Raw genomic sequence first — 22,222 nt, forward strand, 5'->3', positions numbered from 1 at the left:
GGCCGGGGTCTGTCGTGAACGCGAGCGGGTCAGGCCGGAGGCTGCTCCGGGCTGTCCGGCATGTTGATGCTGCTCGGATCCTCGCGGTTCATGTGGAGGAACTGCAGGTGGCGCTCGTACTGATCGAGAATGTCGTCGATCACCTGCGCCTGGGTGTAGCCGGTCAGGTCGTAGCCCTGGCTCCCCTCGAGCAGATAGACCTCCAGACGATAGTAGCGACCGCTGCTGCGCGGCGTGCGCATGGCGAACGACGGCATCGAGAACGGATGCGTCCAGATCTGGTAGGTGAAGTTCTGCTCGCTGCCGAGATCGACGTAGAGCGACAGATAGTCGTCGTCGTTCTGGGCGCCCTCGGTGATGTCGACGCTGACACCCTGCTTGACCAGTTCGTCACGCACCGCCTCCATTGCCGGGCGGCCGGTCTCGGCCAGAAAGCGGTTGGCTTCGTTGCGATCGGGGAAGGACATCGCTCGCTTCAGGCGCGTACGCCAGTCGTAGTTCTGCTCGCGTCCGCTCGGCGCCATGCGTCCGGAAAGCGATCCCGACAGGCTCAGACGATGGCTGTCCTCCTTGAACGCCTCGACCTTCAGCGCCTTGTAGAGTCCGGCGATCATGAAGAAGAGCACGATCGAGAACGGCAGACCGGTGATCACCACTGCGCTCTGCAGCGTCGAGAGCCCGCCGGCAAGCAGCAGTGACAGTGTCAGCACGCCGATCACCGCCGACCAAAGAATGCGCATCCAGATGGGCGCATCGCTGTTGACGTCTTTCAGATGCGAGGTGAAGTTCGACAGTACCAGCGCCCCGGAGTCACCCGAGGTGATGAAGAACACGATCGCCAGGATGCTCACCGCGGCGGTAGTGAAGAGCGGGAACGGATACTCCTGCAGGAACAGATAGATCCCCCCCGGCGGGTTGTCCATGACCTGCTGACCGAACTCGGAAGCGCCATTCATTGCCATGTCGATGGCGCTGTTACCCAGGATCGACATCCAGATCATCATGAACGCGATGGGCAGCGTCAGCGTACCGGCGACGAACGTCCGGATGGTGCGACCGCGTGAGATGCGCGCCAGGAAGAGTCCCACGAACGGGCCCCAGGCGATCCACCAGGCCCAGAAGAAGAGCGTCCAGGCGTTGAGCCAATCGGTGGGACGATCGAAGGCGTAGGTGTTGAACGACATCGAGACGAAGTTCGACAGATAGTCGCCGACGTTCATCACCAGCGCGTTGAGCAGGAAGATCGTCTTGCCGGCGAACAGCACGAACAGCAGCAGCGCCACCGCCAGCAGAATGTTGAACTCGGAGAGCCGGCGGATGCCTCGCTCGACACCGGTGACCGCGGAGATGGTCGCGAATGCCACGATCATCAGCACCAGTGCCGTCTGCGTCCAGACGCTCTCGGTGATGCCGAACATGAAATCCAGTCCGAAATTCAACTGGATGACGCCGATTCCCAGGCTCGCCGCGATCCCGAATACCGTCCCCAGCACCGCGGCGATGTCGACCACGTGACCGATCGGGCCGAAGATCCGCTTGCCGAAGATGGGATAGAGCGCGCTGGAGATGGTCAGCGGCAGATTGTGACGATAGCTGAAGAACGCCAGCGCCATTCCGATCAGCGTGTAGATCCCCCAGCCCGACATTCCCCAGTGGAGAAAGGTGATCTGCATGGCGTGACGCGCGGCGGCCACCTGATCGTCCGGCGCGTTGGGCGCGTTGTAGAACTGGGTCAGCGGTTCGGCGAGGGCGAAGAAGATCACGCCGATCCCGATCCCCGCGGAGAAGAGCATCGCCGACCAGGAGAAGATGTTGAAGTCGGGCCGCGAGTGCTCCGGGCCGAGCCGGATCTTGCCGAAGCGCGAGACGCCGATGAAGATCACGAAAGCGAGGTAAATGACGACGGTAAGAAAGTAGTACCAGCCGAAAGTGTTGGAGATCCAGCCAAGCAGCGCATTGATGATGCCGTTGGCCTGTTCGGTTGCCACCATCGCCCACAGCGAGAAGACGACGATGCCGATCACGGATCCATAGAAGACGACCGGGTTGAGGCGGTCTTCGGTTCTCGATTGAGGATCGGGACTGTTGGTCATGCGGCTCCCATCTTGTCGGTTCGTTGTTGTTGATCGACCCCGCTTACTGCCCCTGTCCGGACGCGAATCCCGTGACTTGGCATCGGCATCGATCCTGAGTGCCCGCGTGGGGCCGTTGCCCCCGACTGAGTTAAGTCGAGTTCCCCCCGGTTAGCCAGAGAAGGTTGGCTCGATCGGCCTCGAACACACGGCGCTCTCTTTTTTTATTGATCGGCCAATTAAAATACGGCGTTATCGATGGGCTTTCAATACAGCACGCTGCGTTATCGAAAGTGATGGCGCAGGCAGAAGATGCGCCTCGCCCCCCGGGAGGATCCGAGGAAAATCGTTCGGGGAAGGTCTATCGAGAAGAGTCTATCGAGAAAGGGCGTTCGAGGCAGATCGCGCGCGAGAGGACCGTCAAAGAACAGGGCGCGGGTGACGGCTCACGTCACGACGCGCCCTTCGCGTCGTCATCCTGGCAGCCGCCGCCCTGGCGGCGGTCGGCCTTCACCCGCACCATTCGCTGCCGGGATCAGTCGCCCTTGAGACGCCCGCCCATCTCCTGGGCGAGTTCGACGGCGTAGTGATCGGTCATGCCGCCGATGAAGTCGAGCATGCGCCGATAGCTCTCGTAGAGCGGCCAGGAAGGCTTGGGCGTGTTCTCGCCGATCAGCGCCAGTACGCGTTGATGCTTGAACGATGACTGCCCGGTGTGATGCAGCTCGTGGGCGGCGCCGATGAACGCCTCGAGCAGAATGCCCAGCGTGGTGTAGGCGCCGATCTCGAGCTTCGCCTTGCGTTCGTTCTGGAAGATTCGCTCCCGGGCGAGTTGCTTGGCCGAGGCCACGCCCCAGGTCAGATCCGGATGGCAGAGCTCGAGCAGATCCTCGGTGAGCGCGCCGTTGAGCAGCGCGGTCTCGTGCTGCACGAAGACCGCCCCCACCTCGTTGACCGCCCGCTCCATCGCCGCCCCGCGAAGCGCGGCGATACGGCGGCGCTGCGATACACCGGCCTCCGCCATTCCCTCATAGCCCTGGGGCGGCTCGCCGGCGATCTGCAGCAGCACGTCGGCGACCTCCTCGTAGCGCAGGATGCCCATCTCCAGGCCGTCCTCGAGGTCGAGCAGCGCATAGCAGATGTCGTCGGCGGCCTCGACCAGATAGGCGAGCGGATGACGGCACCACTTCGACTCGCCCACCTGCTTCATGCCGAGACGCTCGGTGACCTCCTCCAGCAGCGCCTTCTCCGACTGGTAGCAGCCGAACTTGCCCATCGCCCCGCCGTGCTCCACGGTCCAGGGGTATTTCAAAAGCGTACCCAGAGTCGCCGCGGAGAGCTTCATGCCGCCGCGAAACTGGTTGTACTCGATCTGCGTGACGACGCGAAAACCCTGGGCGTTGCCCTCGTAGGTGAGCAGGTCGTTGCGCTGGGCCTCGTCGAGGCCGTCGAGCAGCCCGCTACCGGCGTGCTCGGTCCACTTGAACCAGTCCCGAATGGCGTACTCGCCGGCGTGGCCGAACGGCGGGTTGCCGATGTCATGGCCGAGACACGCCGCCTGGACGATCACCCCGAGATCCGCCGGACTCACCCACGCCGGCAGACGCTCGCGCAGCTCTTCCCCCACGATCATGCCGAGACTGCGCCCGACGCAGCCCACCTCCAGCGAGTGGGTCAACCGGGTGTGGATATGATCGTTGTCGGTGAGCGGATGGACCTGCGTCTTGCGCCCCAGCCGGCGAAACGAGCCGGAAAAGACGATGCGATCGTAGTCCTTGTGGAACGGGCTGCGACCGATCTCGCCGCGCGACGTCCGGGCATCGTGCAGACGGATGGGGTCGAGCAGGTGTTCCCACTGCATGGCGGTCATCGGTCTCTCCAGGTGAACGGCATTGGCCACGAGCTTCGAGCTTCGAGCTTCGAGCTTCGAGCTTCGAGCTTCGAGCTTCGAGCTTCGAGCTTCGAGGCTGACAGCATGTCGCGACCGCTCAGCGAGTCAAGCAGCTAATCTGGCGGGACTCATTCTCAAGGGCTTATCGCCGCAGTTTTCTCTCGCAGCTCTTGGCTTATTCCTTCACGTCCATGTACTCCCGCGCCCAGATCCGATACTCCTCTAGCGTCGAGTAGCGGGTCGAGAGCTGCGAGGCATCGAGATCGTTGGTGGCGATGTCGCGCTGTTCGCGCAGGCAGTCGTAGGTCGCCTTGATCGCGGCGAAGTAGGCGGCGTGACCGTTGACCACGATGCGCACGCCGAGCTCGGCCAGCCGGGCGCTGTCGCTAAGCGCCGGGTTGCCGTAGGTGACCAGCATCAGCGGCACGGTGAGCACCGAGGCGAGCTTCTCGAGATGTTCAAAGTCGCGCACGCCGACGACACAGATGGCGTCGACACCCGCGGCCTGATAGGCCCGCACCCGCGCCACGGCCGACTCGTCGTCGAGCTGGCCGGCGTTGGTTCGGGCGATGATCGCCATGGCCGGGTCGATGCGCGCCTCGAGTGCGGCGCGCATCTTGCCGACGCCCTCTTCCACCGGAATCAGATCGGTGGACTTGTGACCGTACTGCGCCGGCAGCAGCGTATCTTCGATCGTCAGCGCCGCGACGCCGGCCCGCTCGAGCTCGGTGACGGTACGCATGACATTGAGCGCGTTGCCGTAGCCGTGGTCGGCATCGGCGATCACCGGCAGCCGCGATACTCGACCGATCCGCGTGGCCTGCTCGACGAACTCGCTCAGCGTGATCAGCGCAAAATCCGGCGCCGCCAGTACCTGCAGCGAGGCGACCGAACCGCCGAGGATACCGACCTCGAAGCCCAGATCCGCAGCGATACGCGCCGACATCGGATCGAAGACCGAGGCCGTGTAGAAGCAGGTATCGCTCGCCAGCCGTTCGCGAAAGGCGCAGCGGAGATCGTGCTGAGAGGGTGTCGCCATGGATGACTCCTGCAGTTGGAACGAACGAGACGGCTCTGGACGTCGAGCACTGGAAAACGGCCCCCGCGCCCTGGCCGCGATTCACGGTATCGCTAGCGCGTGGCGCGATCGGCGCCGGAATGCGACTGTCCGGGCGCCGTCATGGTTGGCGATTCTAGCACTAACGTCTTAGCCCCGGATCACGCCGGGGAGCGGCCAATACGCCAACATGAGCGAGCTACATGTTGCGCCTGAACGGACTTCATTGGCTCTCCTTACGGGGAGACCGCATGATTAGCGGCCTCAGTATCGTCATCCAGCACCGCGCGCCAGAGGCGTCGCCGTTCCCGTCGAGGTTCGAGTCATGTCACAACCGCATCCCCCATTCCGAGCCGATATCGTCGGTAGCTTCCTGCGCCCTGCCGCGCTCAAGCAGGCGCGCACCCGGTTCCAGCAGGGTGAGATCGACGCGTCGGCGCTGAAAGCCGTCGAGGATCGCGAGATTCGTCGAGTCGTCGAGCAGCAAGAGGCAGCCGGCCTGAACGTCGTCACCGACGGCGAGTTTCGCCGCGCCTGGTGGCACTTCGACTTTCTCGAGCACTTGAACGGGGTTACCGGCTACTTCGGCGAGCACGGTATCCAGTTCCAGGGCAAGGAGACCTCGACCAAGCAGATTCGCGTCGACGGCAAGGTCGGCTTCGATGCCAACCACCCGATGCTGGATCACTTCCGCTACCTGGCGAGCGTTGCCGGCGTCACCCCCAAGATGACGATTCCCAGCCCAAGCGTTCTGCACTTCCGCGGCGGGCGCAGGAAGATCGACAGCGACGTCTACCCGAGTCTCGACGCCTTTTTCGCCGACACGGCGGATGCCTATCGCGAGGCGGTGCACGCTTTCTACGACGCCGGCTGCCGCTACCTGCAGCTCGACGATACCGTGTGGGCCTATCTCTGCTCGGAGAAGGAGTTGCAGGCCGCGCGCGACCGGGGCGACGACCCTGACCGGCTGCAGTCGATCTACGCCGAGATGCTCAATCACGCGCTGGCCGACAAGCCGGACGATCTACACGTCGGCCTGCACGTCTGCCGTGGCAACTTCCGCTCGACCTGGATCAGCGAGGGGGGCTACGAGCCGGTGGCCGAGACGCTCTTCGGCAAGGTGAACGTCGATGCCTGGTTCCTCGAGTACGACAGCGACCGCGCCGGCAGCTTCGACCCGCTGCGCTTCGTCCCCGAGGGTCATCAGCAGGCGGTGCTTGGCCTGATCACCACCAAGACCGGCCAGCTCGAAGACCCGGCCGCGGTGCGTGCGCGCCTCGAGGAGGCCACGCGGTTCGTCGACAAGCGCCAGCTCTGCCTGAGCCCGCAGTGCGGTTTCGCCTCCACCGAAGAGGGCAACGACCTCGCCGAGCAGGATCAGTGGGAGAAGATTCGCCTCACCGTGGATCTGGCCCGCGAGATCTGGGGCGACTGATCCTCAGGGTCGACACGCCGGGCGCTGATTCACGATTCAGCGCGATAACGCCGAACGCCGACCCTTGCGGGGTCGGCGTTCGGCGTCGAGGGTGCGGTCTTCGGCGTCAAGACGATCCTGGCCGTCGAATACGATCTTTGACGCCGAAACGCGAGTCAGTGCGGTCGACCGTCGTCCTGCCCCATCAGTGAGCTCAGCAGACGCTGCAGAAATCCCTGGCGCTCGGGGTCGGGCTCCTGCTCGATCAGCGCCTGCGGGTCGATGCTCTCGCGAGCGACCTCGATGAACGCCGCCTGGAATGCCGGCAGCGTCAACGTGCCCTCGTCGAGCTCGGCCGCGAAGCCATCGCGATAGGCAAAATCCCCGGCGCCGGCAGGCAGTGTGGTGGTCCGGGTCCGATCGGTGAGGTTGAACACCGCCAGAATCGCCTGATCGCGGGAGACCCGCAGCCAGCCCAGCAGCTCGTCGTCGAAGTCGCTCAGGATCAGGGTGCCGCCGAGCATCGCCGGCTGTGACTTGCGCCAGCGCAGAAAGCGCCGGTTCGCGTTGAGCGTGCTGTCGGGCTCCTGGGTCTGGCGGTCCACGCTGAGTCGGCGATGATGCACGTCCACCGGCAGCCACGGCTCGGCGGTAGAGAAGCCGCCGCGTTCGCCATCGGTCCAGGGCATCGGCGTACGGCAGCCGTCACGCCCTTTGTAGTCCGGCCACAGCGCCAGCCCGTAGGGATCGACCAGCCGCTCGTAGGGCACGTCGCCCTCCGGCAGGCCCAGCTCCTCGCCCTGATACAGACAGACGCTGCCGTAGAGCGAGCAGAGCATCACCGTGGCGAGCTGGGCGACCTGCGGGCCGCGCTGCTCGAGATGCTCAGCGCTGGTCCAGCGCGAGACCACGCGCATGACGTCATGGTTCGACAGCGCCCAGCACGGCCACGCGTCGCCGGCGTAGTACTGGAAGTGCTCGATGATGTTGCGAAGCTCGCGGGCCTCGAACTTGGCATCGAACAGATCGAAGGTGTAGGCCATGTGCAAATGGTCGTCGCCCTTGGTGTACTCGACCATGCGCTCGAGCGGGCGGTCGTCGGAGATCTCGCCGACGGTGACCGTCTCCGGGTACTCGTTCATGAGCTTTCGCAGCTCGGCGAGAAAGCCCAGGTTCTCCGGCTGACTGATGTCGAACTGATGACGCTGCATCGAGTAGGGATTTGAGGCGGGTACGCTCGGCGTCTTGATCTCGCCGCTGCCGAGTGCCGGATTGTTCTCGAGCTCGGCGCTGTGAAAGTAGAAGTTGGAGGTATCGAGGCGAAAACCGTCGACGCCCATGTCGAGCCAGAAGCGGGCGTTGTCCAGCTGCGCCTGGCGGACCGCCGGGTTGTGGAAATTGAGATCCGGCTGGCACGACAGGAAATTGTGCAGATAGTACTGGCGACGGCGGCTGTCGAAGGTCCAGGCGCTGCCGGTAAAGAACGACAGCCAGTTGTTGGGCGGCGTGCCGTCGGGCTTGGGATCGGCCCAGACGTACCAGTCCGACTTCTGGTTCTCCCGCGAGCTGCGACTCTGCACGAACCAGTGATGCTGATCCGAGGTGTGGCTGAGCACCAGATCGATGATCACCTTCAGCCCCAGCTCGTGGGCCCGCTCGAGCAGCATCTGGAAATCGTGGAAGGAACCGAACATCGGATCGACGCCGCGGTAGTCGGTGACGTCGTAGCCGAAATCCTTCATCGGCGACGGGAAGAACGGCGAGATCCAGATCGCATCGACGCCGAGTTCGGCGACGTAGTCGAGATTGGCGGTGATGCCCGGCAGATCGCCGACGCCGTCGCCGCGAGCGTCGAGAAAACTCCGCGGGTAGATCTGATAGATGACGCTACCGCGCCACCACTGCGTCATGTCGAGCATGGGCCCTCACGTTGTTACCAATATCGTTGACGTCCGGCTTGCCCCCAGGCCGGACACGCATGAACGTTCCCAGCGTAGATGCTCTCGCCGCCGACGTTAACTCACGTTATCTCGGTTCACTCGTCGGCCAGCGCCGGCAGCAGCACCTTGAGCTTGCGCGTCAGCGTGTTGCGTCCCCAGCCGAGCAGCTCCGCCGCCTCGCCCTTGCGCCCGCCGGTATGCTTGAGCGCGGTCTCGATCAGGATGCGTTCGAAGTCCGGCACCGCCTCTTCCAGAAGATGCGTCTGACCGGAGGCCAGCGCGCGGTCGGCCCATTCGCGAAAGGCGTGGCGCCAATCGTTGCTGGTGGTGGCGTCCGCCTGGATGGCGCGTAGCTCCGGCGGCAGGTCGTCGACCAGCACCTCACGGCCGGACGCCATCACCGTCAGCCAGCGGCAGGTGTTCTCGAGCTGGCGCACGTTGCCCGGCCACGACAGGCGCGTCAGATGCGTCTCGGCGCTCTCGGTGAGGACCTTGGGTTCGGCGGAGAGCTCCTTGGCCGCCTCGGCGAGAAAGTGCTGGGCAAGACGCGGAATGTCCTCGCGGCGCTCGGCCAGTTTCGGCAGATGCACGCGGATGACGTTGAGGCGGTGGAAGAGATCCTCTCGAAAGCGGCCGTCGCTCACCAGCGCCTCGAGGTGCTGATGGGTGGCGGCGATGATGCGCACGTCCACCTTGACCGGTACATGGCCGCCGACCCGATAGAACTCGCCGTCGGCGAGCACGCGCAGCAGCCGGGTCTGCGTCTCCGCCGGCATGTCGCCGATCTCGTCGAGAAACAGCGTGCCGCCGTCGGCCTGCTCGAAGCGTCCGCGGCGCTGCGCCGTGGCGCCGGTGAAAGCGCCCTTTTCGTGACCGAAGAGCTCGGACTCCATCAGATCCTTGGGGATCGCCGCCATGTTGAGCGCGATGAAGGGATTGCCGCGGCGCGGGCTGTGCTGGTGCAGCGCCTGAGCGACGCGCTCCTTGCCGGTACCGGACTCGCCGTTGATCAGCACGGTGATGTGCGACTGCGACAGCCGGCCGATGGCACGAAACACCTCCTGCATCGCCGGCGCCTCGCCGATGATCTCGGCCGAGAGCCCTTCCGGCATCGCCGCCGGCGAGCGGCGTTCCCGCGCATGCGCCACGCCGCGACGCACGAGAGCCAGGGCGTCGTCGACGTCGAACGGCTTGGGCAGATACTCGAAGGCGCCGCCCTGATAGGAGGCGACGGCGCTGTCCAGATCCGAGTGCGCGGTCATCACGATCACCGGCAGGTCGGGGTTCTTCTCCCGCACCTTCGCCATCAGATCGAGTCCGTCGAGACCGGGCATGCGGATATCGGTGAGCAGTACGTCCGGCGGGTGGCGTTCGATCGACTCGAGCGCGGTATCGGCGCGATCGAAGCTGGTCACCTCGAGATCCGGCTGCGCCAGCGCTCGCTCGAGCACCCAGCGGATGGCGCGGTCGTCGTCGACGATCACGATACGAGCGACATCGGTCATGACGGTTCTCCGGCTGTAGGAAAGATGGCTTCGCAATGGCGGCGCTCACGACTCATGGCGAGGCCTCGAGCGGTATCAGCAGACGAAACTCGGTGGCACCGGGGCGGGATTCGCACTCGATCAGCCCCTGGTGCTGATGCAGGATCGACTGGGCGATGGAGAGCCCCAGACCGCTGCCTTCGGCACGCCCGGAGACCATGGGAAAGAACAGCGTCTCGCGGATGTGTTCGGGAATGCCCGGCCCGTTGTCGACGATCGCCACCTCGCAGACCATGCGATGGCGCTCCACGCCGAGGGTGAACTGGCGGCGTACCCGCGTGCGCAGCAGCAGGCGCGGCGAGGGCGTGGCGTGCTCCTCCATCGCCTGCACGGCGTTGCGCGCGATATTGAGCGTGGCCTGGATGAGCTGGGCCTCGTCGCCGATCAGATCCGGCACGCTGGGGTCGTAGTCGCGCTCGAAGCCAAGCTCGGCATGCTCGGCCTCGAGCAGTGCGCGGACTCGCTCGAGCACCTTGTGGACGTTGAGCGGCTCGTGCCGGATGAGCGCATTGGGTCCGAGCATCCGATCGACCAGATCGCGCAGCCGATCCGCCTCTTCGACGATGATGTGGGTGAACTCCGTCAACTGCGCATCCGGCAGGTCGCGCTCGAGCAGCTGCGCCGCCCCGCGGATGCCGCCGAGCGGGTTCTTCACTTCGTGGGCGAGCCCACGCATCAGCACCTTGACCGTCTCCTGGCGGGCGATCAGCGCCTCTTCCCGGGAGATCCGCATCAGGCGGTCGCGGGGCTCGATCTCGACCAGCAGCTCGCGACTGGTCATCGGCGTGGCGGTGAAGTCCACCGTCACCGATTCGCCCGAGGGCAGTACCAGCGTCGCTTCACGCTGGGTATAGGGGTGGAACTCCTGCATCGCCTTTTGCAGTACCACGCGAATGGCATCGTTCTCACCGGCCAGGCATTCGAGCCAGTGGCCGACGACGCGCGGCCGGCTCGCCGCCAGCAGCGCTTCGGCGGCGGGGTTGAGCCAACGCACCCGAAGGTGCTCGTCGAGCAGCACCACCGCGGTCGTCAGATGCTCCAGCAAACGTTGATACATACGTCGTTCCATCGTGGTGATCCGGCATGTGCTCATACAGTGCAAAAACCGCGCCAGTGACGGCAGGCGGTCAGGATCGCCCTCAGCGCGAGCCTGCAACGATAATGATGCACCAAAATGGCGCACCACTGATCGGTGTCGAGGCAATAAGCGGTGAATCGACGACAGGTGCCATCGCACAAACCCATCCAGACGCCCGATGGCGGTGCATCGAACGCTCTGGCTCAGCGGGCGTTGGGGTTGTTGGGATTGGCGGGCAGATTGACGCTGGCGCGCTGCACGTAGAGGGTCACCGGCGCCGTCGCCAGTCGTACCTGTCCGCCTGTATCCACCAGCTCCGCGACGAGACGATACTCCCCCCGATCGAGTCCGGTGAGGGCAAAGACCCGCGTGTGCATCGGCGACTGGCGAACCTCGCCGTTCACGCGCAGTTGCACGCGATCGCCCTGGCGCAGCGCGGGATCGATGTCGAGCTGGACCTGCACGTTACCCGCCTGCCCCGTCGGCAGCGTCTGCTCGTCGCTCGGCGAGGCGATCGCGAATCGCGCGTACTCGAACGCCTCCGACCGGGTGTCTGTGTCGTCGGGCCGTGAGGGGGAGACCGCCGCCGGGCGCTCTGGGTCGACCACGGTGATCGGCTGCAGATCGACCCGCTCGCCGGCTTGCGGTTCGTCGCTGAAGACCACGCTGCCGTCGGCGGCGCGATGCTTGTAGACCGACGCCGCCCAGGCCGATCCGGTCAGCAGGCCGAGGCTCATCAGCCCAAGGCTCAGCAAAACGATGCTCCGCCCTGCGATGCTCGGTCGTGCCCCGCTCGGTCGTGCCTTGGCAGGTCGTGCCCTGCCGGTCGATATTCGCATTGCCGCTCGCTCCTCGAGGTTTTCCCCCTTATCGGCCGGCGCTGCCGGTTCCTTGCGGGCGGTTCGGGCGCTACGCCACTCCACGAAAAAAGCCCCGCCGAGGCGGGGCTTTCGTTGCGCAGGTTCGCGAACGCCGACCGGGCTCAGACGCTGTAGTAGAGCTCGAATTCGACCGGGTGAGTCGCCATGCGCAGACGATCGACTTCTTCGCTCTTCAGCTCGATGTAGCCATCGATCATGCTGTCGGTGAAGACGCCGCCTTCGGTGAGGAAGGCACGATCGGCATCGAGCGCTTCCAGCGCCTGATCCAGGCTCTTGGCGACGGTCGGGATCTTCTTGCCCTCTTCCGGCGGCAGATCGTAGAGATTCTTGTCCATGGCGTCGCCCGGATGAATCTTGTTCTTGATGCCGTCGATGCCCGCCATCAGCATCGCCGCGAACGCGAGATACGGGTTGGCGGTCGGGTCGGGGAAGCGAGTCTCGACGCGCTTGCCCTTCGGGTTCGACGTGTACGGAATACGGATCGAGGCGGAGCGGTTACGCGCGCTGTAGGCGAGCATGACCGGCGCTTCGAAACCCGGCACCAGACGCTTGTAGGAGTTGGTCGAGGCGTTGGTGAAGGCGTTCAGCGCGCGGGCGTGCTTGATGACGCCGCCGATGTAGTAGAGCGCCATTTCGGACAGGCCCGCGTACTCGTCGCCGGCGAACTGGTTCTGACCGTCCTTCCAGAACGACTGGTGCACGTGCATGCCGGAGCCGTTGTCGCCGACCAGAGGCTTGGGCATGAACGTCGCGGTCTTGCCGTAGGCGTGGGCGACGTTGTGGATGACGTACTTCATCTCCTGGACTTCGTCGGCCTTCTTCACCAGCGTGTTGAACTTGACGCCGATCTCGTTCTGGCCCGCGTTCGCCACTTCGTGGTGATGGACTTCGACGCTCTGGCCGATCGCCTGGAGGGTGTTGCACATCGCGCTACGGATGTCGTGGAAGCTGTCGACCGGCGGTACCGGGAAGTAGCCGCCCTTGACCCGCGGACGGTGCGCCAGGTTGCCGCCTTCGAACTGACGATCGGTGGCCCAGGCACCCTCTTCCGAGGAGATCTTGTACATCGAGCCTTCGATGTCGGTCTTGAAGTGGACCTCGTCGAAGATGAAGAACTCCGGCTCCGGGCCGAAGAAGGCGGTGTCGCCAAGGCCGGTGCTGTTGAGATAGGCCTCGGCGCGCTTGGCGATGGAGCGCGGATCACGCTCGTAGCCCTGCATGGTGGCCGGCTCGATGATGTCACAGCGCAGGATCAGCGTGGCGTCTTCGGTGAACGGGTCGAGAAAGGCGGTGCCGTCTTCCGGACGCAGGATCATGTCCGACTCGTTGATGCCCTTCCAGCCTTCGATGGAAGAGCCGTCGAACATTTGGCCGTCTTCGAAGAACTCGTCGTCGATGGCGCTGGCCGGGATCGTGACGTGCTGCTCCTTGCCCTTGGTATCGGTAAAGCGCAGATCGATCCACTTGACGTCGTGTTCTTCGATAAGGGCGAGGGTTTTCTCAGACATGTTGTCCTCCACTGTGAGCCGGGGCTCGATTCGTTGGCGAATGTCCAACACCGCTTTTTAGCATGCACCAAAGGCGATTGCCCACGTGCACAACGTTTCCCAGGGAAATGCAGAGAATGTGCCAAAATGGCGCAGGTACCACCCACTGTCTTTTAGCGCTCTGATTTAGCGAAGGATTTTTCCGATACCCGAATCGGACTGCGCGCCATCGGCTGCCGTCGAGGCCCCTCGCGCGCCGATGACGATACGACCTGCGCACTGCAAAGGTGCTTTTTTAGACATTTTGCACCACAAGGATGCATTCACGCGTCGCCACGCGACGGTCGCATTCCGTCAAGCCAGCGAATATCCTCGATCTCGGCAGTCGAGCAACGGACGGCTAACAATAATCGACCGATGAATCGGGAATAATCGACCGACGAACCGGGGTCGTGGACGCGGCGGGTGCGCGCCGCAAAGGGAGTTGCGATGGCCAGACTGGAACGCCCCCAGAGTGTGGTACAGCGCCTGCGCGGTCACTGGCGGCGCAGTGTGAGCGAGCCGCTTTGGGGCCGCAGCGCTATCCTTGCGATCAACCGTGTGCTGGCAAGCGAAGACGAAGCGCGTCTGCCGCATCGTCGCGGCGCCTGCCTGGGGCCGGAGAGCCTGCAGCAGCTGATCGCAAGCCTCGCCGAGAGTGCGCAGATCGTCAGCCTCGACAGCGCGCTGCACCTGCATCACGACCAGCTTCCACGCATCGCGCTCACCGTCGACGGCGGCTGGCGTGACGTCGCCACCCAGATCCATCCGGTGCTCGAGCGCCTGGCGTTCCCCGCCAGCATCTTTCTACCCGACCCCACCGTGCGCCAGCCGTGGATGCCGGATCGCACGCTGATCGCCGAAGCGCTGTGGCACGACGAGAGCGACCATGGTCGCGTCGCGGCCCGGCTGGCCGAGTTCGGACTGCCGCGGGCGCCCCACGGCGGTTGCGACGAGCGCAAGAGTCAGGCCATCGACGACTATCTGGAGATGCTGGCGGGCAGCTCGACGCTACGGTGCAAAGAGATCGCCGATAGGCTCTGGAGCGAAGGGCTGACCGGAGAAGAGACGTCGACGAGCGCGGCGCTGGATGCCTTTACCGTGCGTCGTCTCGATCAGGGCGGGCTTCTGCGCTTCGGCCAGCTGAGCGACGTCGCGGCGCTCGCCGCCGGCGCCGATGCCCGGCGCGCCCTGCAGACCGGGCGCCAGCGTCTGGCACGACTCTGCCGCGAGCCGCTGACGATCCGCGCCTGCACCGACTTGGGTGATATCGGGTCGCTCGACCGTTTCACCCCGCTCGACGCCGACGCCCGCTGGCTGACGAGAACGCCCGGCTGGCTCGAGCCCGGCGCCGATACGCGAAGGCTGCCGCGTTTCGTCATCGAGCAGCCGCTGGCCAGCAGTTCCGGCAAGCTGTTCGACTGGCTGCTGGGCCATCTGCCGGCCTAGGCGAACACCGCCCCCTTTCCGGTAGAAACCGCGATTCCGTCACGTTCCTGCCGGACCCACGAGGGCTCTTTGTCTAGAACCGCGGGGCCTCTTGTCTAGACCCGCGCAACCTCTTGTCTAGACCCACGCCGCCTCTCGTTGGGGCGCGCCAGCCCGCGACGGCGCGGGCGTCGCCGCCGAACCGTCGACGTCATCAGCGCCGATCTCGAACGAGGCCATGGCCGCCAGCAGCTGATCCGCCTGCTCGCGCAGCGCCTGGGTGGCGCGCTGGCTCTCGTCCGCCATGCTGGCGTTCTCCTGCGTCGTGCGGTCGAGCTGGGTGACCGCCTGCCCCACCTGGCTCACCCCGGCGCGCTGCTCGACGCTCGCCTGACTGATCTCGGCCATGACGGTGCTGACCCGACGAATCGCGCCGAGCACGTCGTCGATCGTCGTCCCGGCCCGGTCGACCAGCTGCGCGCCGTCGTTGGTCTTGGCCACGCTGCTGTCGATCAGCCCGCGAATGTCGCGCGCCGCTTCCGCAGCCCGTCCGGCGAGGTTGCGAACCTCGGTGGCGACCACCGCAAAGCCCCGGCCATGCTCGTTCGCCCGCGCCGCCTCCACCGAGGCGTTGAGTGCCAGGATATTGGTCTGAAAGGCGATGTCGTCGATCAGGCTGACGATATCGGCGATGCGGGTCGACGACTGCTGAATGTCACGCATGGTAGTGACGACTTCGGAGAACGCCTCACCGGCACGTTCGGCGACGCCGGCCGCTTCCGAGGCGTAGCGATCCCCCTGGGTGGCGTTGTCGGCGTTCTGACGCACGGTGGAGTCGAGCTCCTCCATGGAGGCGGAAGTCTGTTCGAGCGCAGCGGCCTGGGACTGGGTCCGGGAGGCGAGCTGGCGGTTGTCCTCGTCGATACGCACGCTCGCTGCGGCGACGGCGTTGGCACTTTGGCGGACGCCGAATACGGTTTCGCGCAGCGTTGCGGCGGTCTTCTCCAGCTCGTGCATGATGCTGCGGCTGGGGCGAACGCGGGACGTCGCCACGTCGAGCCGGCCGCGGCCGATGGCGGCCGCCAGCGAGCGGACGTCGGCCGGTTCGGCACCGAGCGTGCGCTTGAGCCACAGCGTCAGCGCAACGGCGATGATGCCGCCCAGCAGCAGCGCGGCACCGCACAGCGCGATCATCAGCCAGCGAAAGCCGGCAGCAATGTCGCGCACGATTCCCGCTTCGGCCTGATTCAACGTTTCCTGGTAGTCGATGAACGCATTGATGGACCCCAGCCAGTCGACGAACGCTGGCCGAGCTTGCTCGAGTACGACCCTCTGTGCCGATGCCACGTCACCGTTGCGTCGCAGCTCAAGAACGCGTGCCATTAGCGGAAGTGTTCGCGCCTGGATCGCTTCGATGTCGGTGAAGAGCGCACGATCCCTTTCGGCCACGTTGCCTGGCTCTGCGAGAATGGCATCCATGTTTCGCTCGGCGGTCTCGAAATCCGCGGTCAATGCCTCGATGAGCGATACCACGGCCGGCAGTTCGGCATCGTCGACGAGCGTCGCGTCACGGACCGCGATGGCTCGATCGTGAACGCTACCGCGCATGTTGATGGCGTAACGTTGCTTGACGCTATTGACGTCGTTGATATGGGTCAGGCCGTCATCGATATCGTGAACTCGCCACACACCCACGGCGGTCACGATCAACATCAGCAACAAGATAACGGCAAAACCGAAGCCAAGGCGGGCGCCCAGGCTCATGTCGTGAAAGATCCTTTTCATGGCAGTGACAAGATTTCCAGTCCGTTGAGGGGGGCGTCGCCTCTCCCGAGCGACTAAGTATTCTTCGGCAACCACACCGGAAACTTGAAACTTTTTACCTCTCGATAGCACTCGATCTTGGTTTCGTTCGGCGCCCTGCCCGAAGCGGTATCGGTGCACCGACCGGTCCCGAACCAGCTAGACCTGGAGCCGCGGCCAGCGCTCGAGCCAGCGCTTCTCGGCGATGCGCCGCTCGAAGACCGCGGCATCGTCATGCTGCGGGTTGTGGCTGATGCGTCCCGCCATCAGCGAGTCGAGTCCCAGTGGCGCGCTCAGCGTGAGCGCGCCGTCGGCTTCGAGTCGCACCGCCACCGCGGTTTCGCACTCGACCCAGAAGCGCATCGCCTGGGTCGCCGAGTCGTAGGGGGCGTGGCCGTGGCGTTGGTGCATGCGCGCCTGATTCTTCACCGACCAGGGCTGGCCGCTCGCCGTGCGCAGACGCTCGCTCAGCGCGCGGTCGCGGGACTCGCCGGGAGCCTCGGGATCGCAATAGATCAGATCGATGTCGTTGAGCGGGGTTGCCTCGGCGTGACCGTGCAACCGGTCCCAGACCGCATTGCGCACGAACCCGGCGGCGAGCCACCAGTCCGGCAGCGCCAGCGCTCGCGCCTCGGCGAGGCGCGCCATACGCCAGGCGTCACTGCGCAGCCAGCCACAGAGCCTGGCGGCGAGATCGTCGGCAGCGGCCATGTCGTCCCTCCTCTCGCTCGACGCGAAGTCGCACGGTGGTCGTGGTCGTGGTCATAGAGGCTCGGCGCTCCTGGCACGATCGAGCCTGTCGCGAACGGACGGGAACTGGCCGCCAACCGGATAAGCGGTGCCCCGAACGCGCCGCCCTCGACGAAAGTAGCCAGTCTCGCGCCCTTGCCTGTACAATGCGCGCCCGACCCTCCTACCCGTGCCCAGGGTATGCGTCGATTCAGGCAAGAAGACGATCGACAGCCCTCGTGGGCGCACACATTTATATGGACAACGCCCCATGAGTGACAACGCTGACGCTCGCATCGAGAGCATTAGAAACATTGCCATCATCGCCCACGTCGACCACGGCAAGACGACCCTGGTCGACAAGCTCCTGAGCCAGTCCGGCACCCTGGACCGCAAGGCCGAAGGTCAGGAGCGGATCATGGACTCCAACGACCAGGAAAAAGAGCGCGGCATCACCATCCTGGCCAAGAACACCGCGATCCGCTGGAACGATGGCAACGGCCGCGACTACCACATCAACATCGTCGACACCCCGGGACACGCCGACTTCGGTGGCGAGGTCGAGCGCGTGATGTCGATGGTCGACTCCGTGCTGCTGCTGGTCGACGCCGTCGACGGCCCGATGCCGCAGACCCGCTTCGTGACCCAGAAGGCGTTCGCCCAGGGCCTCAAGCCGATCGTCGTGGTCAACAAGATCGACCGTCCCGGCGCGCGTCCCGACTGGGTCATCGATCAGATCTTCGATCTGTTCGACAACCTCGGCGCCACCGACGAGCAGCTCGACTTCCCGATCATCTACTGCTCGGCGCTCAACGGCATCGCCGGCATGGAGCCGGATTCGCTGGAAGACGACATGACGCCGATGTTCAAGTCGATCGTCGACATCGTCGAGCCGCCGAAGGTCGAAATCGACGGCCCGTTCCAGATGCAGATCTCGGCGCTCGACTACAACAGCTACGTCGGCGTCATCGGCCTCGGCCGCATCAAGCGCGGCAGCGTCAAGCCGAGCCAGCAGATCAGCGTCATCACCAAGGAAGGCAACGTCCGCAAGGGCAAGGTCGGCCAGGTCATGACCCATCTGGGTCTCGACCGCGTGCAGACCGACGAAGCCACTGCCGGCGATATCGTCTGCATCACCGGTATCGAAGACCTGGCGATCTCCGACACGCTCTGCGAGCAGAGCGCGGTCGAGGCACTGCCGCCGCTATCGGTGGACGAGCCGACCGTCTCCATGACCTTCCAGGTCAATGACTCGCCGTTCGCCGGCAAGGAAGGCAAGTACGTCACCAGCCGTAACATCAAGGATCGTCTCGACCAGGAGCTGATCCACAACGTGGCGCTGCGCGTCGAGCAGGGCGAATCCGCGGAGAAGTTCAAGGTTTCCGGCCGTGGCGAGCTGCACCTGTCGGTGCTGGTCGAATCGATGCGCCGTGAAGGCTTCGAGCTGGCCGTGGGCCGCCCGGAAGTCATCATCCGCGAGATCGACGGCGTCAAACAGGAGCCGTACGAAGAAGTCATCATCGACTGCGAGGAGCAGCATCAGGGCTCGGTCATGGAAGAGCTCGGCTATCGCAAGGGTGAGCTCTCCAACATGAACCCGGACGGCAAGGGGCGTGTGCGTCTGGACTTCATCATCCCGGCGCGCGGTCTGATCGGCTTTCGCGGTCAGTTCCTGACGCTGACGTCGGGTACCGGCATCCTCACCAGCCGCTTCGATCACTATGGCCCGCTCAAGCCCGACGCCGCGGTCAAGCGTCGCAACGGCGTGCTGGTGTCGATGGTTCCCGGCAAGGCGCTGGCGTATGCGCTCTACGCCCTGCAGGATCGCGGCAAGCTGATCGTCGAGCACGGCACCGAAGTCTATGAAGGCATGCTGATCGGCATCAACAACCGCGCCGACGACATGGTGGTCAATCCGACCAAGGGCAAGAAGCTCGATAACATGCGCTCGACCGGTAACGACGAGAACATCGTGTTGACGCCGCCGATCCGCTTCACCCTGGAGCAGGCGGTGGAATTCCTCGACGACGACGAAGTCGTCGAAGTGACACCGTCGCACATCCGCCTGCGCAAGAAGCACCTCACCGAGAACGAGCGCAAGCGCGCCGGCAAGAAGGGCTGATCGTCCCTTCCCAAGCCTCTCAGTGAGACTCGACGGCCCGCCACTCGGCGGGCCGTTGTCGTTTCTGACCCACCACGCGATTTACGGCAGTGACGCCCCTCGGCGCCGCCCGGGCTCTGGCGAGCGGGGCAACGTTCGGGGAGGCGACGCGCAGACGCGCTTTTCCGAATCAGCCCTAGAGCGGGATCGCCGTCTCCTCCTTGGCCGTTCGCGTCACCACAGCGGTAAAGAAGCGCGCAACGTTGGTCTGGTCGCGAAAGAGCCGCTCGCAGAGCGCGTCGAACTCCGCCATGTCGACCAGGCGCAGCATCAGTATCACGTCGCTCTCCCCCGTCACCGCGTAGGCGCTCATGACCGCCGGCTCCGCCGTCGCCAGTGCCAGAAACTGACGAACCTGCCGATCGCCGTGGCGCGCGAGTTCGACATTCACCAGCGCCTTGAGCCGCCGCTCGGTCCGCGCGGGATCGAGAATCGCCACGGTGCGATCGATCATCCCGTCGGCGCGTAGCCGGCGAATGCGTCGCAGGCAGCTCGACGGCGATAGCCCCACCGCCTCGGCAATGGCGAGATTGGTGCGCGAAGCGTCTCGCTGTAGCGCCTCGAGAATCCGTTTATCGAGCCGATCCACTTCTCTCCCCCTCGCGGTGCGTCGTTCTGCAATAAGATTGCAGATCAGAGCAATTTTTGACCCCATCCGCCACCCCGTCCGCGCTAGCGTGAGGCCTTCACCCTCCCCGGTTTTCAACGGCTGGAAGTTTTCACGCCCTGGAAGTTTCACCCCCTAATTGGAGACGACCGATGGCGCTGCGTCAGACTGCACTCGCTTCGATTCGCGAGATACTCGGCATCTACTGGATTCTGGTTCGCGTCACGGTGCCCATCGTGATCATGACCGAGCTCTTGTCGCGGCTCGGCGTGATCGACGCCATCGCCCCCGCCTTCGGCCCGGTGATGGCGCTTGTCGGCCTGCCCCCGGCACTGGGGCTTGCTTGGCTCACCGGCATGCTGGTGGGGATCTGGGGGGCGGTACCGCTGCTCTTCGCGCTGGTGCCGGTCGCCTCGCTGAGCGTCGGTGACGTCACCACGTTCTCGGCCCTGCTGCTCTTCGCCCACGGCCTGCCGCTGGAGCAGAAGATCATCCAGAAGGTCGGCCCCGGTCTGGTCGTGACGACCGCCCTGCGGATTCTGGGCGGGCTGCTCTACGCCTTCGTTCTCTACCGGATTCAGCTCGCCACCGGCTGGCTCGCGGGCCCCGTCGACCCCGCCTGGGTGCCGCTGGAGACGCAGACCTCGTGGCCGGGGTTTTTCCGCGCCCTGCTCGAGACGCTGGTGACGATCTTCTTGATTCTCGTCGCGCTCACCTGGGGGCTCGAGCTGCTGCGGCGAACCGGCGTTCTCGCCCGGTTGATGCGGCTGCTCGCCCCGGCGCTGCGCCTCGCCGGCATTCGCGGCGAGGCGGGACATCTCACCGTCGTCGGGCTCTTTCTCGGTATTACCTATGGCGCCGGGCTCTTGATCCGCGAGGCACGCACGGGGCGCGTCTCGCCGCGCCAGCTATTTCTCTCGTGCGTCTTCATGGGGTTCGCGCACAGCGTGATCGAGGACACCCTCATCGTGGTCGCCCTGGGTGCCGACCTCACCGCCGTCCTGCTGGGCCGCGTCGTGTTTGCGCTGATGGTGACCGCGGCCATCGCCGCGCTGCTGAAACGTCTCGACGACCGGCACTTTTTGCGCCTGGCATTCCACGGTGGCCCTGGAGGGCGCGATGACGGGGGCTGATTCCCGCAGCGAAATCGGATTAAGATGGCCCGCACTGCCACAATCGGTAACGTCACTGGCGGCTCGATCGCCGCACGACGTCGCGCGCCGCGGTCGCGATACCGAGACGAGCCCTAACAACGAACAACGAACAACGAACAACGAACAACGACACAGGGAAAAGCCGATGACACCCATCATCGACGTGCGCCACGTGCGCAAGGCATTCGGTGGCCTGACGGTCATCGACGACTGCTCCATTCAGGTCGCCAAGGGCTCGATCACCGGCATGATCGGCCCCAACGGCGCCGGCAAGTCGACGCTTTTCAACATCATCGCCGGCAGTCTCTCCCCCGACAGCGGTGAGATCCTGCTCGACGGCGAGGCAATCACCCACCTCTCCGCCAACCACCGCTTCCACAAAGGCCTGCTGCGCACCTTCCAGATCGCCCATGAATTCAGCCATCTGAGCGCGCTGGAGAACCTGATGATGGTGCCGCCGGGTCAGGAGGGCGAAAACCTCTTCAGCACCTGGTTGAAGCCCGGCGAGGTCAAACGTCAGGAGGCCGAGACGCGTCGGCGCGCGCTGGAGGTGCTCGACTTCGTGGGACTCTCCCACGTGCGTAACGAGCTTGCCGGCAACCTCTCCGGCGGCCAGAAGAAGCTGCTCGAACTCGGCCGCACCATGATGACCGACGCCCGTGTGGTCCTGCTCGACGAGATCGCCGCCGGGGTCAACCGCACCCTGCTGGGGGATCTCATCGGCAACATCGAGCGGCTCAACCGGGAGCTGGGCTACACCTTCCTGGTGATCGAGCACGACATGGAGATGATCGCCCGGCTCTGCGATCCGGTCATCGTGCTCGCCCAGGGGCAGGTCATGAGGCAGGGATCGATCGCCGACATCCAGAACGATCCGGCAGTGATCGAGGCCTACTTCGGCGCCGACCCGGAGGCGGAGCCGGCCTGCGCCTAGCCA

The 22,222-nt window shown here is 64.9% G+C and carries 16 protein-coding genes; 5 read left to right on the forward strand and 11 right to left on the reverse strand.

Translation table 11 applies throughout. The annotated features are described in order from the left end of the window. Positions 1-29 precede the first annotated feature (29 nt). From betT to DOM33_RS15775, 3 genes are all read right to left on the reverse strand, one after another. A complete protein-coding gene (gene betT / locus DOM33_RS15760; RefSeq protein ID WP_110670731.1) occupies positions 30-2,093 on the reverse strand; it encodes a choline BCCT transporter BetT in 2,064 nt (687 codons plus the stop codon). A 514-nt stretch (positions 2,094-2,607) separates the two neighbouring features. After that, the gene (locus DOM33_RS15765) at positions 2,608-3,942 is read right to left on the reverse strand and encodes a deoxyguanosinetriphosphate triphosphohydrolase (protein ID WP_110670783.1); all 1,335 of its coding nucleotides are present in this window, start codon (positions 3,940-3,942) and stop codon (positions 2,608-2,610) included. A gap of 196 nt (positions 3,943-4,138) precedes the next feature. Next, positions 4,139-5,002 carry an isocitrate lyase/PEP mutase family protein gene (locus DOM33_RS15775; protein WP_110670733.1) on the reverse strand — a complete coding sequence of 288 codons (864 nt, stop codon included), beginning with the start codon at positions 5,000-5,002 and terminating at the stop codon, positions 4,139-4,141. A gap of 343 nt (positions 5,003-5,345) precedes the next feature. Between DOM33_RS15775 and DOM33_RS15780 the strand changes: the two genes are divergently transcribed. After that, entirely contained in the window at positions 5,346-6,455 is a 1,110-nt protein-coding gene (locus DOM33_RS15780; RefSeq protein ID WP_110670735.1) for a cobalamin-independent methionine synthase II family protein, read from the forward strand. Between the two features lie 155 nt (positions 6,456-6,610). On the opposite strand, the gene DOM33_RS15785 is transcribed toward DOM33_RS15780, so the two are convergent. The 5 genes from DOM33_RS15785 to glnA all read right to left on the reverse strand — a co-directional run bounded on the left by DOM33_RS15785 (position 6,611) and on the right by glnA (position 13,385). Next, positions 6,611-8,353, reverse strand: coding sequence for an alpha-amylase family glycosyl hydrolase (locus DOM33_RS15785; RefSeq protein ID WP_110670737.1), 1,743 nt, complete (start codon positions 8,351-8,353; stop codon positions 6,611-6,613). Positions 8,354-8,469: 116 nt separating this feature from the next. After that, positions 8,470-9,879: a nitrogen regulation protein NR(I) gene (gene ntrC / locus DOM33_RS15790; protein WP_110670739.1), complete on the reverse strand. Its 1,410-nt coding sequence runs from the start codon at positions 9,877-9,879 to the stop codon at positions 8,470-8,472. A 52-nt stretch (positions 9,880-9,931) separates the two neighbouring features. Beyond that, positions 9,932-10,975: a nitrogen regulation protein NR(II) gene (gene glnL / locus DOM33_RS15795; protein WP_110670741.1), complete on the reverse strand. Its 1,044-nt coding sequence runs from the start codon at positions 10,973-10,975 to the stop codon at positions 9,932-9,934. A 224-nt stretch (positions 10,976-11,199) separates the two neighbouring features. After that, positions 11,200-11,751: a DUF4124 domain-containing protein gene (locus DOM33_RS15800; RefSeq protein ID WP_239495401.1), complete on the reverse strand. Its 552-nt coding sequence runs from the start codon at positions 11,749-11,751 to the stop codon at positions 11,200-11,202. A gap of 227 nt (positions 11,752-11,978) precedes the next feature. Continuing rightward, the gene (gene glnA / locus DOM33_RS15805; protein WP_110670742.1) at positions 11,979-13,385 is read right to left on the reverse strand and encodes a glutamate--ammonia ligase; all 1,407 of its coding nucleotides are present in this window, start codon (positions 13,383-13,385) and stop codon (positions 11,979-11,981) included. Between the two features lie 468 nt (positions 13,386-13,853). On the opposite strand from glnA, the gene DOM33_RS15810 reads away from it, so the two are divergent. Further along, entirely contained in the window at positions 13,854-14,852 is a 999-nt protein-coding gene (locus tag DOM33_RS15810; RefSeq protein WP_110670744.1) for a polysaccharide deacetylase family protein, read from the forward strand. A gap of 117 nt (positions 14,853-14,969) precedes the next feature. Here DOM33_RS15810 and DOM33_RS15815 read toward each other — a convergent pair whose 3' ends face one another. Together DOM33_RS15815 and DOM33_RS15820 are read right to left on the reverse strand one after the other, a co-directional pair. After that, a complete protein-coding gene (locus tag DOM33_RS15815; protein ID WP_110670745.1) occupies positions 14,970-16,616 on the reverse strand; it encodes a methyl-accepting chemotaxis protein in 1,647 nt (548 codons plus the stop codon). Between the two features lie 177 nt (positions 16,617-16,793). Next, positions 16,794-17,345, reverse strand: a complete 552-nt coding sequence (locus DOM33_RS15820) for a nucleotidyltransferase family protein (RefSeq protein ID WP_110670747.1) — start codon at positions 17,343-17,345, stop codon at positions 16,794-16,796. A 289-nt stretch (positions 17,346-17,634) separates the two neighbouring features. Between DOM33_RS15820 and typA the strand changes: the two genes are divergently transcribed. Beyond that, positions 17,635-19,485, forward strand: coding sequence for a translational GTPase TypA (gene typA / locus DOM33_RS15825; RefSeq protein WP_110670749.1), 1,851 nt, complete (start codon positions 17,635-17,637; stop codon positions 19,483-19,485). Positions 19,486-19,660: 175 nt separating this feature from the next. Here the strand turns inward: typA and DOM33_RS15830 are convergent, their stop codons facing one another. Continuing rightward, positions 19,661-20,113, reverse strand: a complete 453-nt coding sequence (locus DOM33_RS15830) for an Lrp/AsnC family transcriptional regulator (protein ID WP_110670751.1) — start codon at positions 20,111-20,113, stop codon at positions 19,661-19,663. Between the two features lie 170 nt (positions 20,114-20,283). Between DOM33_RS15830 and DOM33_RS15835 the strand changes: the two genes are divergently transcribed. Together DOM33_RS15835 and DOM33_RS15840 are read left to right on the forward strand one after the other, a co-directional pair. After that, entirely contained in the window at positions 20,284-21,264 is a 981-nt protein-coding gene (locus DOM33_RS15835) for a nucleoside recognition domain-containing protein (RefSeq protein WP_110670753.1), read from the forward strand. A gap of 166 nt (positions 21,265-21,430) precedes the next feature. Then, positions 21,431-22,219 (forward strand): ABC transporter ATP-binding protein, encoded by a 789-nt coding sequence (locus tag DOM33_RS15840; RefSeq protein WP_110670755.1) that lies wholly within the window; start codon positions 21,431-21,433, stop codon positions 22,217-22,219. Positions 22,220-22,222 lie beyond the last annotated feature (3 nt).

This window comes from Salinicola halophilus (assembly GCF_003206155.1).
GTDB classification, from domain to species: Bacteria; Pseudomonadota; Gammaproteobacteria; order Pseudomonadales; family Halomonadaceae; genus Salinicola; species Salinicola halophilus.

Coding starts and splice junctions, on each gene's coding strand:
- betT (WP_110670731.1), bottom strand. CDS start 2,093: ATGACCAACAGTCCCGATCCTCAATCGAGAACCGAAGACCGCCTCAAC.
- DOM33_RS15765 (WP_110670783.1), bottom strand. CDS start 3,942: ATGACCGCCATGCAGTGGGAACACCTGCTCGACCCCATCCGTCTGCAC.
- DOM33_RS15775 (WP_110670733.1), bottom strand. CDS start 5,002: ATGGCGACACCCTCTCAGCACGATCTCCGCTGCGCCTTTCGCGAACGG.
- DOM33_RS15780 (WP_110670735.1), top strand. CDS start 5,346: ATGTCACAACCGCATCCCCCATTCCGAGCCGATATCGTCGGTAGCTTC.
- DOM33_RS15785 (WP_110670737.1), bottom strand. CDS start 8,353: ATGCTCGACATGACGCAGTGGTGGCGCGGTAGCGTCATCTATCAGATC.
- ntrC (WP_110670739.1), bottom strand. CDS start 9,879: ATGACCGATGTCGCTCGTATCGTGATCGTCGACGACGACCGCGCCATC.
- glnL (WP_110670741.1), bottom strand. CDS start 10,975: ATGTATCAACGTTTGCTGGAGCATCTGACGACCGCGGTGGTGCTGCTC.
- glnA (WP_110670742.1), bottom strand. CDS start 13,385: ATGTCTGAGAAAACCCTCGCCCTTATCGAAGAACACGACGTCAAGTGG.
- DOM33_RS15810 (WP_110670744.1), top strand. CDS start 13,854: ATGGCCAGACTGGAACGCCCCCAGAGTGTGGTACAGCGCCTGCGCGGT.
- DOM33_RS15815 (WP_110670745.1), bottom strand. CDS start 16,616: ATGAAAAGGATCTTTCACGACATGAGCCTGGGCGCCCGCCTTGGCTTC.
- DOM33_RS15820 (WP_110670747.1), bottom strand. CDS start 17,345: ATGGCCGCTGCCGACGATCTCGCCGCCAGGCTCTGTGGCTGGCTGCGC.
- typA (WP_110670749.1), top strand. CDS start 17,635: ATGAGTGACAACGCTGACGCTCGCATCGAGAGCATTAGAAACATTGCC.
- DOM33_RS15835 (WP_110670753.1), top strand. CDS start 20,284: ATGGCGCTGCGTCAGACTGCACTCGCTTCGATTCGCGAGATACTCGGC.
- DOM33_RS15840 (WP_110670755.1), top strand. CDS start 21,431: ATGACACCCATCATCGACGTGCGCCACGTGCGCAAGGCATTCGGTGGC.